The organism is Streptomyces sp. NPDC012769, from assembly GCF_042901205.1.
Classification (GTDB): Bacteria; Actinomycetota; Actinomycetes; order Streptomycetales; family Streptomycetaceae; genus Streptomyces.
Window position 1 is genome coordinate 250,675 of record NZ_JBIBCP010000005.1, and the last position, 13,444, is coordinate 264,118.

Annotated in this window: 16 protein-coding genes and 1 tRNA gene; 10 read left to right on the top strand and 7 right to left on the bottom strand. The window is 70.3% G+C overall.

Going from position 1 to position 13,444, the window contains the following annotated elements; genetic code table 11:
* Window positions 1–11 precede the first annotated feature (11 nt).
* The 3 genes from ACFY7C_RS26330 to ACFY7C_RS26340 form a co-directional block, all read right to left on the bottom strand.
* A complete protein-coding gene (locus ACFY7C_RS26330; RefSeq protein WP_389654907.1) occupies window positions 12–1,133 on the bottom strand; it encodes a tyrosine-type recombinase/integrase in 1,122 nt (373 codons plus the stop codon).
* Between the two features lie 116 nt (window positions 1,134–1,249).
* Window positions 1,250–1,453, bottom strand: coding sequence for a hypothetical protein (locus ACFY7C_RS26335; RefSeq protein ID WP_389654909.1), 204 nt, complete (start codon window positions 1,451–1,453; stop codon window positions 1,250–1,252).
* A 5-nt stretch (window positions 1,454–1,458) separates the two neighbouring features.
* Window positions 1,459–2,112, bottom strand: a complete 654-nt coding sequence (locus ACFY7C_RS26340; RefSeq protein ID WP_389654911.1) for a hypothetical protein — start codon at window positions 2,110–2,112, stop codon at window positions 1,459–1,461.
* 334 nt (window positions 2,113–2,446) lie between these two features.
* On the opposite strand from ACFY7C_RS26340, the gene ACFY7C_RS26345 reads away from it, so the two are divergent.
* The 3 genes from ACFY7C_RS26345 (at window position 2,447) to ACFY7C_RS26355 (ending at window position 4,745) form a co-directional block, all read left to right on the top strand.
* Entirely contained in the window at window positions 2,447–2,821 is a 375-nt protein-coding gene (locus ACFY7C_RS26345) for a hypothetical protein (RefSeq protein WP_389654913.1), read from the top strand.
* 340 nt (window positions 2,822–3,161) lie between these two features.
* Window positions 3,162–3,296 (top strand): DLW-39 family protein, encoded by a 135-nt coding sequence (locus ACFY7C_RS26350; protein ID WP_003958712.1) that lies wholly within the window; start codon window positions 3,162–3,164, stop codon window positions 3,294–3,296.
* Between the two features lie 159 nt (window positions 3,297–3,455).
* The gene (locus tag ACFY7C_RS26355; RefSeq protein ID WP_389654915.1) at window positions 3,456–4,745 is read left to right on the top strand and encodes a hypothetical protein; all 1,290 of its coding nucleotides are present in this window, start codon (window positions 3,456–3,458) and stop codon (window positions 4,743–4,745) included.
* Here the strand turns inward: ACFY7C_RS26355 and ACFY7C_RS26360 are convergent.
* Together ACFY7C_RS26360 and ACFY7C_RS26365 are read right to left on the bottom strand one after the other, a co-directional pair.
* Window positions 4,732–6,051, bottom strand: coding sequence for a protein kinase (locus ACFY7C_RS26360; protein WP_389654917.1), 1,320 nt, complete (start codon window positions 6,049–6,051; stop codon window positions 4,732–4,734). The genes ACFY7C_RS26355 and ACFY7C_RS26360 overlap by 14 nt on opposite strands.
* Window positions 6,052–6,099: 48 nt before the next feature.
* Window positions 6,100–6,648, bottom strand: a complete 549-nt coding sequence (locus ACFY7C_RS26365) for a helix-turn-helix domain-containing protein (RefSeq protein ID WP_389654919.1) — start codon at window positions 6,646–6,648, stop codon at window positions 6,100–6,102.
* Window positions 6,649–6,780: 132 nt separating this feature from the next.
* Here ACFY7C_RS26365 and ACFY7C_RS26370 point away from each other — a divergent pair.
* The 3 genes from ACFY7C_RS26370 to ACFY7C_RS26380 all read left to right on the top strand — a co-directional run bounded on the left by ACFY7C_RS26370 (window position 6,781) and on the right by ACFY7C_RS26380 (window position 8,888).
* Window positions 6,781–6,853: transfer RNA gene (locus ACFY7C_RS26370), tRNA-Ala, on the top strand.
* A 133-nt stretch (window positions 6,854–6,986) separates the two neighbouring features.
* The gene (locus ACFY7C_RS26375; protein ID WP_389654921.1) at window positions 6,987–8,255 is read left to right on the top strand and encodes an MFS transporter; all 1,269 of its coding nucleotides are present in this window, start codon (window positions 6,987–6,989) and stop codon (window positions 8,253–8,255) included.
* A 183-nt stretch (window positions 8,256–8,438) separates the two neighbouring features.
* Window positions 8,439–8,888: a DUF6344 domain-containing protein gene (locus ACFY7C_RS26380; RefSeq protein WP_389654923.1), complete on the top strand. Its 450-nt coding sequence runs from the start codon at window positions 8,439–8,441 to the stop codon at window positions 8,886–8,888.
* A gap of 75 nt (window positions 8,889–8,963) precedes the next feature.
* On the opposite strand, the gene ACFY7C_RS26385 is transcribed toward ACFY7C_RS26380, so the two are convergent.
* Window positions 8,964–9,632, bottom strand: coding sequence for a DUF5324 family protein (locus tag ACFY7C_RS26385; RefSeq protein ID WP_389654925.1), 669 nt, complete (start codon window positions 9,630–9,632; stop codon window positions 8,964–8,966).
* Between the two features lie 166 nt (window positions 9,633–9,798).
* On the opposite strand from ACFY7C_RS26385, the gene ACFY7C_RS26390 reads away from it, so the two are divergent.
* Window positions 9,799–10,326, top strand: coding sequence for a peptidylprolyl isomerase (locus ACFY7C_RS26390; RefSeq protein ID WP_389654927.1), 528 nt, complete (start codon window positions 9,799–9,801; stop codon window positions 10,324–10,326).
* Window positions 10,327–10,423: 97 nt separating this feature from the next.
* Entirely contained in the window at window positions 10,424–11,269 is an 846-nt protein-coding gene (locus tag ACFY7C_RS26395) for a rhomboid family intramembrane serine protease (RefSeq protein ID WP_389654929.1), read from the top strand.
* Window positions 11,270–11,536: 267 nt separating this feature from the next.
* On the opposite strand, the gene crgA is transcribed toward ACFY7C_RS26395, so the two are convergent.
* Entirely contained in the window at window positions 11,537–11,794 is a 258-nt protein-coding gene (gene crgA, locus ACFY7C_RS26400; protein WP_389654931.1) for a cell division protein CrgA, read from the bottom strand.
* 139 nt (window positions 11,795–11,933) lie between these two features.
* Here crgA and ACFY7C_RS26405 point away from each other — a divergent pair, with 139 nt between their 5' ends.
* Entirely contained in the window at window positions 11,934–12,701 is a 768-nt protein-coding gene (locus ACFY7C_RS26405) for a DUF881 domain-containing protein (RefSeq protein ID WP_389654933.1), read from the top strand.
* Window positions 12,702–12,723: 22 nt separating this feature from the next.
* On the top strand, window positions 12,724–13,410 hold the full coding sequence (locus tag ACFY7C_RS26410; RefSeq protein ID WP_389654935.1) for a class E sortase: 687 nt from the start codon (window positions 12,724–12,726) through the stop codon (window positions 13,408–13,410).
* Window positions 13,411–13,444 lie beyond the last annotated feature (34 nt).

Here is a 13,444-nt window from a genome sequence, read left to right on the forward strand (position 1 = left end):
TACGGCTGACATCAGCCGATCAGCGGGTCTTCCAAGAGCTCGGCGAGCAGGGCCACGGCCTCCCGCTCACCGTCGCCCACAATGTGTGTATAGACATCCATCGTCATGCTGATCTGACTGTGGCGGAGGATCGCCTGAGCGACCTTGGGGTGCACCTTCAGGAACGCGAGCAGGGTGCCGCAGGTGTGCCGGGCGAGGCGGACCGTGATCCGGCGGACACCGGCGCGGGAGACGAGCCGATCGAAGGTCCGGGAGAAGCCCACGGGGTCCGTCAGGCCACCACGCTCCGACGAGAAGATCACGTCGTGATCCGGCTCCTGGTGCCAGTTGTCACCCACGATCTTCCGCTCCAGCTCTTGCAGCTCCCGACGTTCCTCCAGAGCGCGAGCGCAGAACTCGGGCAGCGGCAGGACGGCCTGTGAGGACTCCGTCTTGAGGTCCTTGAGGACCAGGCCCTTGCCCGTCTCGCGCTGCACCTGCTTGACCGGGGTGGACTGCCGATTCTCGAAGTCGATGTCCTGCCAGCGCAGGCCCAGGAGCTCGCTCCGCCGGAGGCCGAGGGCAAGAACCAGGACGCAGGCCGCGTAGAAGCGGTGAGCCCGAGCCGACCGCAGGAAGGTGATTGCCTCCCGGGCGTTCCACGGCTTGGCCTTGGCCTTGCTGACCTTGGGCATGTCCACGAGCAGCGCGACGTTCCGCGTCAGCAGTTCTTCACGGATGGCGCGGTTGAGCGCGTTCCGGAGGATACGCAGCACCTCGAAGCGAGTGGCGGCGCCGACCTTCTCACGCTTCAACGTGGCCATGAAGGTCCGGATCTGGGCAGGCGTGAGCTTGACCAACGGCTTCTTGCCCAAGTGCGGCGCCAGGTAGAGCCGAACCTTGGACTCGTACTTGGCGTACGTATTGTGCTCGCGCTCCGGCTCCACGATGTGCTCAAGCCAATAGGCCAGCCACTCACCAAGGGTCCAGGAGCGGGACGGCACGGGGACGCCGTTGCGCTCCTGGTCCTGGAGCTTGCCCAGCTTCTCGGCGGCTTCGTCGTACGTCGCCCCGTACACGAACTTGCGGACGCGGTGGCCGTCCGTGTTGGTGACGTAGGCGGCGCCCCCACCGTTGGGGCGACGCTTGGCCAACCTGGCGTCCAGGTCGTTCGTACAGTGGCGCGCTCCACCTGGACGCCAGGACCCGCGCCCGCTCCACGTACGTGTGGGTCGACGGCAGACGGGATGGGAGCTGGGCGAGCTGTGGCCTAGCCCGTCAGCCCGGTCATCCACAGGTAGATGCCCGCGAGAACCGCGCCGGCGCAGAGGGCGATGGCGGCGATCAGCGCGCAGCCGAGCGTAGCGGTCGTCGCGGTGATCGCCGTCCACCCGAAGCGGGTCGCCCGTTCGGCGCGCTGCACTGCGTCCGTGTAGGCGCTGTCGTCGTGCCAGTCGCGGTGGTCCGTGGTCATCGGTATCACCCGGCGCAGGTGTGGTAGGTGCAGCGGCGGACGTCGACGACTCCGGGGAGATCGGCGATCTCGTCCCTGAGGTCACCCTCGGTCCGGCCGCCGGTGAAGGTCTCCGGCATGCCTACATCGAGGATCAGCTGTCCGGCGTACTCGTAGACCTCCACCCGGGTGGCGCCGTAGTCCCACAGCCGTTCCTTGCGTTGGTTGAACTGCCGGTCGCGGAAACGGTCCGTGGAGTCCAGGGCGGCGCGGAAGGAAGGCGGCGGTTCGTTCTCCGGGTCGTGGCCCTGGCCGGGCGGGAGGGCGATGAGGGTGAAGGCCGCTGCGGCGACGACGGGTGTGATTGCCGAGAACCAGGGATCCGGCCGGTTGCCGGGGTCCACGAAGGGCGCGATCACTAGCAGCAGAGCCGCCGGCACGAAGAGGAACATGCCGATGACGGCGCCGATCAGCGCCCAGGCGAGCAGGCCCAGCCCGATGACGAGGCAGGTCCGCGCGCAGATCCTCGGGTGGTCCTGCATTAGCAGCGGCGCGGCGGTCACCAGCGCTGTCATCAGGAACAGCCCGCCCAGGAACGGAGCGATGAGCAGCCCCAGGGCGGCTGTGAGACCCGCCGTCACCACCCCTGCCACGATCCACGCCCGCTGCCGGGCGGACACTCTCCGACCGTCCTCCATTACCCTTACCCCCTCCATCTTGAACAGGTTCAAATTAGCACGTGGTGGGAGCGCTGATCATCCGTATCTCACCTGCCACGTCGCGAGCGCACGAGCCGACCGGGCAGGACTCGGCAGTCCTAGTAGGCCGGTGGGCCTGAATCCCGTGACACCAGATTGAAGCCGCTTGTTCGACCTCAGGAGCGACGTTCTCCCGCTAGTTCCGTATGACGAATCAGCCACCGCTTGAGACGCTACGATCCGCCTCGGCAGGGGGCGAGTGACTAGATGATGATCTATCACTGCCTGCGACCTCGGGAGTGGGAGACGAGCGATCATGGCAAAGGCAACGGAGTCCAAGTTGCTGGCATGGCTCATCCTGGTCGTGCTGCTCGTCGGCGGCTGGTTCGCTCTGGGGTTCCTCAAAGACTTGGTCTTTGGCCCTGGCTTCCCGCATGAGCTGTCCCACGAGGATGCATACATCTTTGGGCGCGTCATCGCCGAGGACGAAGGCAACTATGCCGACGCCATGATGGTATGTGCGTCAGTGCTAACCGCCCTGGAGCGAGACGTACCCGACGCCTTTGGCGGCGACGGCTCGCAGGCAGATTTCATGGACGGATGCACCGGAGGCGGTCCGGCAAAGTACGAGGTCACCGACAGCTATCGGACCGTCGTCCACAATTGGATGGAAGAGACCCCCGCGTCCTAGCGGGCCCGTCGCCTGTCAAGGCTCCAGTCCGGCGATGACATCAGTGGCTGACACCAACGAGCGCGAATCTCGCCGATCGACGCCGAACATCAGCGGCAGGCCAGACGACGCGCGGAGCGCGTTGAGCGACATCCCAGAGCCCCCATGATCGACCTGATAAGGATGAGGCCACAGGTTCAAATCCTGTTAGCCCCACATCGAAGATCGGCCCGGACGGTTCACCCGTCCGGGCCGATTGCTTTGGGGGACGCGTTGTCGGCCTAGGTCACCGATCGGTATCGGCCGGTGTGTAGAGTGGGCGTCAGAAGTCTCCTACGTCAACGAAAGACGAGGTCGCGCGGTGAAGAAGCTTCTCCTGGTCGCACTGGCCGCCATCGGCGGGCTCCTCGTGTACCGCCAGATCCAGGCGGATCGCGCCGAGCAGGATCTGTGGACGGAGGCGACCGACTCCGTGCCCGCAGGTTCGGGTGTGTGAGACGAAGAGCGTCAGTGAGTGAGGCCCCGGCCGCGGTGAGCGGTCGGGGCCTCACTCTGTTCGCGGTCGCTAATGGATTGCTTGCTCCCGCAAATTTGTAGGGTCACGGTCAGGCAAGCGGGCAGGATGGGCGCGCACGGACACGACGAGGAGAAGCGCGTGAAGAGGCAACGGGGATCCACCGGTCGTACGGCGGGGGTGCTGGCCGCGGCGGTGTGCGCGGCGCTCGCGCTGCCGGGCGGCGCGTGGGCGGCCGGTGAGGACGGTGGTTACGCCTTCGACGGCGGTGCCCAGCGGGTGAAGGGTGCCGTCTCCAACCTGGACGCCGAGCGCCTGAAGGCCGGCCAGAGCTACCGCGACACCATCCGGAAGAGCGGCAAGCTCTACTACCGCGTCGACCTCGACGCGAAGCAGAACGCGTACGTCTCGGTCGTGGCGGTCCCCAAGGCGGGCGCCAAGGCCGGGTACAGCGACGGTCTCAAGGTGAGCATGCAGGACGGCTCCGGGACCGACTGCGGCTATCAGACGGTGAGCTTCGGCAGCTCCGGCCACGCCCGGCCGATCGCCGCGTACACCCACCGCACGATCGAGCCGGAGTCCTCCAGCTGCCAGCAGGTCGGCGCCTACTACGTCCTCGTGGAGCGCACCTCCCAGTCCGACAGCGCGGACTGGGAGCTGGAGATCCTCTATCTGACCGAGCCGGGCGTGAAGAAGACGGGCCCGACGGCGCTGCCCGAGAGCTGGGCCTCGGGCACGCCCCAGCCGCCCGCGGGCGGACCGCAGCGGCGCGACGGAGGCGGCGGGTTCCACGACGCGACCTCGCTGCGGCAGGGTGAGTGGCGCACCGACATCAGGCCCGGCCAGACGATCTACTACCGGGTCCCGGTCGACTGGGGCCAGCAGATCTTCGCCACCGCCGAGCTGGGCAGCAGCCCCGTCGCCGACACCTACGTCAGCAGCGCGCTCACGCTGTCCCTGCTGAACCCGGCCCGCGGTTTCGTCGACAGCCAGGACCTCACCTACGACGGCGATCCGTCGACCCTGGCGCTCGACCCGGAACGGCCGGTGGCCTTCGAGAACCGCTTCGCCTCGAACGACGGCACCAGCGGCAGGCGGTTCGCCGGCTGGTACTACCTGTCGGCCACGCTCAGCCCCGAGATCGCCAAGGCGTACGGGGACAAGCCGCTGCCGCTGACCTTGCGGGTGAACGTCACCGGGCAGCCCAAGCCCGGACCGGAGTACGACGGCGATCCCGGGCCCTTCGCGGTGACCGACGACGACCGGGACGCGGCGGCCAGCGGGCACAGCGGCCCCCAGGCGGCCAGGAGCGGCACGCTCCAGGTCGTCGGCGTGGCCGGGATCGGTGCCGGTACGGTCCTTCTCCTCGGGCTGGGCGCCTGGTGGCTGCTGGCCCGGCGCGCGGCGGGTGCGGGGCCTACGCCTGGATGAGCGCCCAGATCCCCACGGCGTAGCAGACGAGCGCGACCACCAGCACCGGGACCGCCACCTTCGCGGGCGGTCCCGGCCGGCGTGCGGGAACCGATGCGGCCCGAGCGGTGTATGCAGGAGGGGAGACCTGCTCGTACGGCACCGCGGCCGTGGGGGCCTGGGCGAAGGAGGCGGGGGTATGCGCCGGTGGCTGTGCGGGGGACGTGACGGGGGTCCCGGCTTGGGGAGTCCCGGCCGGGGAGGCGAGCTGCGACGGGGCCGGTCCGTAGGCCGGGGCGGGCGGGACGGCCACCGGCCGGGTGGGCGTCCTCGGCGGCGGCGGCAGGTGGAAGCTGCCGGTCTCGGACGGGTTCGGCTGCTGCGGCGCGTCCTGCCGGTCCTGCTGGTTCTGCGGGGGCTGTGCGCCGGACGAGCCGGGCCGCGCCTGCTCGGGGCCGTCGGGGCCGAAGCCGGCCGGCAGCGGGCCGATCTGGTCGAAGATCTCGACCCGCTCCTCGCCAGGACCCGGCTCGGGCAGCAGCTCGGCCGCGGCGTTCAGCGCCTTCCGCGCGCCCGTGGCCGTCTTGAAGCGGGCCTGCGGGTCGGGCTGCAGCAGTCCGGCGATCACCTGCCACAGCGGCTCCGAGATGCCTCGCGGGGCGCTCGGGGTGCCGTACATCATGAAGTGGTCCACGAGGGCCTGCGAGTCGGGCCTGCGGCCCTGGAGCAGATAGAGCGCGACCAGGCCGACCGCGAACAGGTCGGCGGTGAAGTCCGGCTCCGCGCCCATCAGTTGCTCGGGCGCGAAATAACCCGGCGTGCCCACCACGTAGTTGGTCTCGGTGAGCCGGGGCTCGCCCTTGCGCATCGAGATGCCGAAGTCGGACAGCCGCAGGTGCGGCCGTCCGGTGCCGGTGACTTCGAGCAGGATGTTGGCCGGCTTGATGTCGCGGTGCACGACCCCCTCCGCGTGCACCGCGGCCAGTCCGGACAGCAGCTGGTCGAGCAGGGTGCACACGAAGCGGGGCGGCAGCGCGCCGTAGTCCCCGATGACGTGCGCCAGGGAACCACCCGCGACGAGGTCCATGGTGAAGAGGACCTTGTCGTCGTCCGCGGCCCAGCTGGCCGGGGCGAGGACGTGCGGGTGGTCGATCCGGAGCGCCTGCTCGCGGACGAAGCGCAGCAGTGTGTGGGCGTCGCTCTGCTGGAGCACCTTGGCCGCCACATAGCGGCGGCGCCGGTGGTCCCAGGCACGCCACACCGCGCCGACCCCGCCGCGGCCGATCGGATCGATCAGCTCGTACCGACCAGCGAAGATCTCACCCATCGCGCTGCGCCCGCCCCCCGTACCGTCTCGGATGATGCCGTACCGGCGTCAGTTCTGATGCGCCTCGTAATGCGCGACCGCGTCCGCGGTGCGCCCCGCGCCGTACACCCGGAGGAACTCTGCCAGCTCCGGATGCGCGGGCGCGAGCGAGTCGGCCGCCTCGATGATGTCGCCGGCGGCGGCCACGGAGCGCAGCAGGGACTGGATCTCGCGGACCACCCGGCGCACGGTGGGCGCGCCGCTGGTGGTGGTGGCCTGGCTGCCGGAGGTGAGGACGGAGCCGCCCTGGGACTTCTTGATCTCGTCCATCCGGTCGGTGGCCTCGGCGGCGCTGACGCTGCCGTCGGCGACCTGGCCGGCGAGCTCCTGCAGGGCCTGGACACGCTGGACGACGGCGGGATTGCCGATCTTGGCCCGCTGGCCGCTCATCAGCTGGGACAGCATGGGTGCCGACAGACCGAGCACGGCCGCGAGCCGGGCCTGGTTCAGTCCGAGATCGTCGATCAGCCGACGGAAGAGCGCCCCCAACGGCTCTCCGTACCAACTGCGCTGAAGCTCTCTGGCTCTGGCCGTGGCTTCCTGCTGCGCTGTATCCATTACTACTTCTCCCCATCCCTTGGGTTCGCCACTGCGAACCCCGGTCAGCATCTTACGGAGCGTGGTCTCCCACGGGGAGTCCCAATCCTTTTGCGGAATACGGGGGGTGACCCGGTACTCTGTTGTCGTTCCGGGGCCTTAGCTCAGTTGGTAGAGCGCTGTCTTTGCATGGCAGATGTCAGGGGTTCGACTCCCCTAGGCTCCACTCCGGACAGAAGCTCCCTGACCTGCGGAAACGCGGGGCGGGGAGCTTTTTCGTGCCGGTGGGGAAGTGGCCCGGTCCTCCGGGGCGGAAACGGACCAGGTGTGGTGGGCCACCCGGGCCTAGCGTCGTGTCCATGGCGAAGACGAAGAAGACCGGCGGCACCACACGGACCCAGCGGGCGCTGCTCATGGCCCAGCTCAGCAACGCGATCGGCGACGGAGCCTTCTATGTGACCTCGGCGCTCTACTTCTCCCGGATCGTCGGCCTCTCCGCCCCGCAGATCGGGGCCGGGCTCGCCGTGGCGTGGGGGATCGGCTCGCTGGCCGGGGTGCCGCTCGGGCACCTGGCCGACCGGCGCGGGCCGCGCGGCAGCGCCGTCCTGCTCGCCCTGGCCACCGCGGCGGCCGTCGCGTCCTTCCTCCTGATCCGCTCCTTCGTGCCCTTCCTGCTCGCCGCCGCCGTGTACGCCACGGCCCAGAGCGGCCTCGCCGCCGCCCGTCAGGCCCTGCTCGCCGGCCTGGTCGAGCCGGCCGCCCGGGTGGGCATGCTGGCCCGGATCCAGGCCACCCTCAACGCCGGCCTCGCCGTCGGCGCCGCCCTCGGTGGCCTCGCCCTCAGTGCCGGGACCCGCGGCGCCTATCTCGCCGTCCTCGCCCTCGACGCGGCGGGCTTCCTCGTCTGCGCCCTGGTGCTGCGCGGGCTCCCGTCGCTGCCGGGCACCCCGGCCGGGGCCGGCGGCGAGCCGCGGCTCGTGGTGCTGCGGGACCGCCCGTACGCGGTACTCACGCTCCTCAACGCGCTGCTGCTGCTCCGGCTGCCGCTGCTCAGCCTGGCCCTGCCGCTGTGGATCGTGGAGCGGACCGCGGCTCCCGGCTGGACGGTCTCGGCGCTCTTCGTCCTCAACACCGGCGCGGTGATGCTCTTCCAGGTGCGGGCCGCGCGCTCGGTGACCGGGCTCGCCGAGGCCACCCGGGCGGTGGGCCGCTCCAGCCTGGTGATGCTGGCCTCGTGCGCGGTGTTCGCGGTGACGGCCGCCGGTTTCGGGCCCTGGCCGACGGTCGCGGTGCTCGTCCTCGGCGCCGTCCTCCAGGTGATCGCCGAGATGCGCCACTCCGCCGGGTCGTGGCAGATCGGCTTCACCCTCGCGCCGGCCGACCGGATCGGCCAGTACCAGGGCTTCTACGGCACGGGCGTGCCGATCGCCAGGACGCTGGGACCGCTGCTCGTCACCACGCTGCTGATCGGCTGGGGCGTGGCGGGCTGGCTGGTCCTCGGCGGGATCTTCGTGGTGGCGGGCTTCGCCACGAAGCCGGCGGTGCGGTGGGCGGAGCGCTCCCTGGCCCCGTACGCACCGGAGGACGCGCCGGGCGGGCGGGCCGCCGAACCGGCCGGGGCGCACTGAGCGGGACGCACTGAGCCGGACGAGTGGTGTTCATCGGAAGAACTGCGCGGCGACGGCGTCGCTCCACGGTTCGCGGGCGCTCCTCCTCATCATGAGGAAGGTACGAAAAGCGCGCAATCCGAAATGAACCATCCGAGAACGCCCGACTCGTCTCGAACCTCGACATCACGAAAGTGAGGGGTCATGGCCACCGCCAAGGTCAAGCAGTTCTGGACCGCCTTCGTCTCCGTCCTCTTCGCCCTTCTCGCCGCCGTCGGCCTGGCGAGCCCCGCCAGCGCCGCCCGGCAGACCGCCCTCCAGCAGGGCGAGGAGCCGGCGGCCACGCCCGCGACCGCTCCCACGACGAGGCCGGCGCACGCCCTCGCCTCCGTACCCGCGCAACGGTCGGCGCACCTGTGGCACACCGCGCGGGGCCGGGCCCTGCCGCCCACCATCAAGCAGCGCATCCACGCCGAGGCGCACGGCTCCTCCCCGTCCGTCCGCCACCTGCGCGCCGACGCCCCGGTCGGCGCGGACCCGGCCGGCACGCTCGACCTGACGGGTGCGGCGCTGGCCACGTCGGCCACGTCGGCCACGTCGGCCACGTCGGCCACGCCGGCCGTTCCGGCCTCGACGGCCGCCCGGGCCGCGTAGGGCGCGGCGGATTCCTCCGCCGCGCCCCACGCCCGTACCCCCGGAGCAGTCGTCCGTACGTCGACCGGCCGGTGATCAGCGACGTTCTTCGTCGCGGTCCGTGCCCTCAGCCTCCGTCCCGGCTTCGGCCTCCTTGGCCGCCACCTCGGGATCGAGGGACGCATCCACCTCGGTGGGAGCGGGCGGCTCGACCAGCCAGTCGGGGTTGGCCTGCTTGTCCCACCACTTCCAGGCGGCGAACGCGCCGCCGGCCAGCACGCCGAGGACCGCGAGTCCCTTGGCGAGGCGTCCGGCCCTGGCCCGACGCCGGTGCATCCTCACGATCTTCCGTACGTCCTTCGGCGTCACCTGACCGCGCAGCGCGGCCCAGGCGGCAGTCGAACGCGACCCGGCCTCCTCCAGGACGGGACCGGTCGCGGCGACCGCGTGCTCGACACGCGGAACGGTGTAGTCGGTCGCCTGACGGGCGGCCTTGCGGGTCACGGCCGCAGCGCGATGCGCGGCATCGTCGACCCGCGGTGGTACGCGCGGTGCGACATGGCTGTCGTACTGCATACGTGCCTGAACACGGGCCTGCCGAGCGGCCTTCGAGACTTTGGGAGCGAGCTTGACGCGCGCTTCGTGCGCATAGAGAACGGCCTGGTCCTTGGCCGTGCCGGCGTACGGCGCCACCACTTCCGCGGCGTGCAGGACGCTCTCCTTCGCCGAACCTGTCGCGGCGCGCACGCTGTCCATGCGGGTCACGGGATTCCTCCTCCTCGGTGGCGATGTCGGTTTTTCACCTTTCCATCCTGTTCGGAATCATGCCTGTCGGACCGCGCTCCGGCATGCGGGGCGGGCATCCGGGGCATGCGAGGATCGGACCACGGGCGCGAGCGCGCCGGGTTCAGAGGTGTGAGAAGGGCGGATCGTGGCCGAGCAGCTGTACGCGACTCTGAGGACCAGCCAGGGTGACATCGAGATTCGGCTGCTGCCGTTCCACGCTCCCAAGACGGTCAGGAACTTCGTCGAACTCGCCCGCGGCGAGCGCGAGTGGACCCACCCGGCGACCGGCGAGGTCTCCACGGCGCCGCTCTACGACGGCACGGTCTTCCACCGGGTGATCAAGGACTTCATGATCCAGGGCGGTGACCCGCTGGCGGACGGCACCGGCGGCCCGGGCTACCAGTTCGCCGACGAGTTCCATCCCGAGCTCTTCTTCGACAAGCCGTATCTGCTCGCGATGGCCAACGCCGGCCCCGGCACCAACGGCTCGCAGTTCTTCATCACGGTCGGCGCGACGACCTGGCTCAACCGCAAGCACACGATCTTCGGCGAGGTCGTCGGCGAGGCGAGCAAGAAGGTCGTGGACGCGATCGCCGCCGCGGAGACCAACCCGAGCACCAAGCGCCCGGTCGAGGACGTCGTCCTCGAGACCGTCGTCATCGAGAGCCGCTGACCCGCAGGGTTCCGGGAACCTTCCCGCCCCGCCCGTCCGTCAGGAGGGCGGGGCGACGTGCTGACCCGTTCCCGCCGACCGTCCTCGGAGGACCCTCATGCACTGCTATCGACACCCGGACGTCGAGACCGGCATCCGCTGCACCCGCTGCGAGAAGCCGATCTGCCCGGACTGCATGGTCTCCGCGTCCGTCGGCTTCCAGTGCCCGGACTGTGTGCGCAACGGCTCCGGCACCGGCCACGCCCCGGACGCCAACCAGCCGAGGACGCTCGCGGGCGGCCGGGTGGCGGCGGACGGCCGGTTCGTCACCAAGATCCTGATCGCGATCAACCTCGCGCTGTTCATCGCGGTCCAGGTGGCCGGAGAGCGGTTCGCGAGCGAGCTGGTCATGATCGGTTACGCGTACGACCCGGCGCTCGGCGAGGTCGTGGGGGTCGCGGACGGCGAGTGGTACCGGCTGATCACCTCGGCGTTCCTCCATCAGGAGATCGCGCACTTCGTCTTCAACATGCTCGGTCTGTGGCTCATCGGCGGGATCGTGGAGCCGGAGCTCGGCCGGGTCCGTTACACCGTGCTGTGCCTGCTGTCCGGGCTCTCCGGCTCCGCGCTGGTCTACCTCGTGGACGCCCCGAACCAGGCCTCGCTCGGGGCCTCCGGCGTCGTCTACGGCCTGATCGGCGCCTGGGCGGTGCTGGCCAGGCGCCGGCGCTACGACATGCGGCCGGTCCTGCTCTTCGTGGTGATCTCGCTGGTGCTCACCTTCGCCCGGCCGGGTGTCTCCTGGGAGGCGCACATCGGCGGCCTCGTCGCCGGCGCCGTGATCACGTACGGCCTGGTGCACGCGCCCCGGGCCCGGCGGGCGCTCGTGCAGTACGGGGTGTGCGGCCTGCTGCTCCTGGTCGACCTGGGGATGGTGCTGGGCCGCACCGCTGCGCTCACCTGAGCGGTGGGTGCTGTGGACGAGCTCCATGGAAAGCTTTCCCCAGAGTTATCCACAGTGCGTGGCGGTATGGCCACACTGGTCTGGACATGACCGCGCCCTCCCCCTCTGACCAGGTGTTTTCCGTCAGAAGGGGAGGGCGGTGTCAGGACGTTCCGCAGATCTCGTGGTCGTACCGGCGTCAACCTCGCGGGAGTTATCCACAGATCTTCTTAAGTTATCCAGTGCTGTGCACAACGCTGTGGATAACTTAGGGCAGAGCTTGACGGGTCACTTCCACTGCGTGGAGACACCGAAGCCGGCGGCGATGAAGCCGAAGCCGACCACGATGTTCCAGTTACTGAGGGACTTGACCGGCAGCGTGCCGTCGGTGACGTAGAAGACCACGATCCACACCAGCCCGATGGCGAACAACGCCAGCATCACCGGCGCCACCCAGCTGCGGTTGGTCAGCTTGATGGACGCGGCCTGCTTCGTGGCGGGCGGCGGCGTGTAGTCGGCCTTCTTGCGGATCCGTGACTTCGGCACGAGGGACTCTCCTGTCGATGCGCTGCGTGACCGCGCAGGGAACTGTGGCTGGCGCCGGGATGTGACGTGGAGGACCGCTGCGTCCCCCGGGCGTCCGTTAGCGTAGTGCTTCCGCGGCACCGAAGGGGATCAGGGTACGTTGAGCAATTCCGCCGACACTCCCGCACGGCCGGGCCGAAGCCTCAGGTGGCGCCCGGTCCGGGTGCTCACCGCTGCCGTGTTCGCCCTCGCCGGACTCATCTTCGTCACGAGCTTCAACACCGCCAAGGGCACCAACCTGCGCACCGACGCCTCCCTGCTCAGGCTCTCCGACCTGATCGAGGAACGGAGCCACAAGAACGCCGGCCTCGACGAGACCACCGCCGCACTGCGCCGCCAGGTCGACGCCCTCGCCGCCCGCGACGACGGCTCCACCAAGGCCCAGGACGAGCGTCTGCGGGCCCTGGAGGCGGCCGCCGGGACCACCGAGGCCCGCGGCCCGGGCCTCACCGTCACCCTCAACGACGCCCCGCCGAACGCCCAGGCCGCACCCGGCTACCCCGAGCCGCAGGCCAACGACCTGGTCATCCACCAGCAGGACCTCCAGGCCGTCGTCAACGCCCTGTGGCAGGGCGGCGCCCAGGGCATCAGGGTCATGGACCAGCGGCTCATCTCCACCAGCGCCGTGCGCTGCGTCGGCAACACCCTGATCCTCCAGGGCCGCGTCTACTCTCCGCCCTACAAGATCACCGCTGTCGGTGACCGCGACCGGCTGACCAAGGCCCTCGCCGGCTCCCCCGCCGTCCAGAACTACCAGCTCTACGTGAAGGCGTACGGCCTCGGCTGGAAAGTGGACGAGCACCGGGCGGTGACTCTTCCCGGGTACTCGGGCACAGTGGACCTCCACCACGCGAAGCCCGTGGGCTGACGCCGACTGCCTGGGAGGGCCGGTGGCGCTGCGACTGCTCGTCCGGACCGTGAGCGAGCTGTGCATCACCGTCGGCGCCCTGATCGTCCTCTTCGTCGTGTACGTCCTCCACTGGACCGGCGTGCGGGCGGACGAAGCCACCGCGAGACAGCTCGCCGGCCTCCAGCGGGAGTGGGTGGACCGCCCGGTCGAGCCGGCCGGCGCCCCCCGCGCCCCGGCCGCCGCCCCCGCTCCCTACACCGACGGCCGGGGCATCGCCGTCATGTACGTCCCCCGGCTCGGCGAGGACTGGGAGTGGCCCGTCCTCGAAGGCACCCGGGTGGACACCCTGAAGAAGGGCCTCGGCCACTACGCCGGCACCGCCCGCCTCGGCGACACCGGGAACTTCGCCGTCGCCGGACACCGCCGCACCTACGGAGACCCGTTCAAGGACTTCCCCCGCCTGCGCCGGGGTGACGCCGTCGTCCTCACCGACGGCACGACCTGGTACACCTACCGGATCGTCCGCGCGCCCCACCGCACGGTGCCCACCGACACCGCCGTGATCGACCCCGTACCGCGCCGCTCCGGCCTCACCGGGCCCGGCCGCTATCTCACCCTCACCACCTGCGACCCCGAGTGGGGCAGCAGCCACCGGCTGATCGCCTGGGCGCACCTGGACGCCACCCAGCCCGTGACGGCCGGTCGTCCACAGGCTTTGGACAGCTGACCCGCGACCGCCCCCGCGACCCGTACTCTGGTGC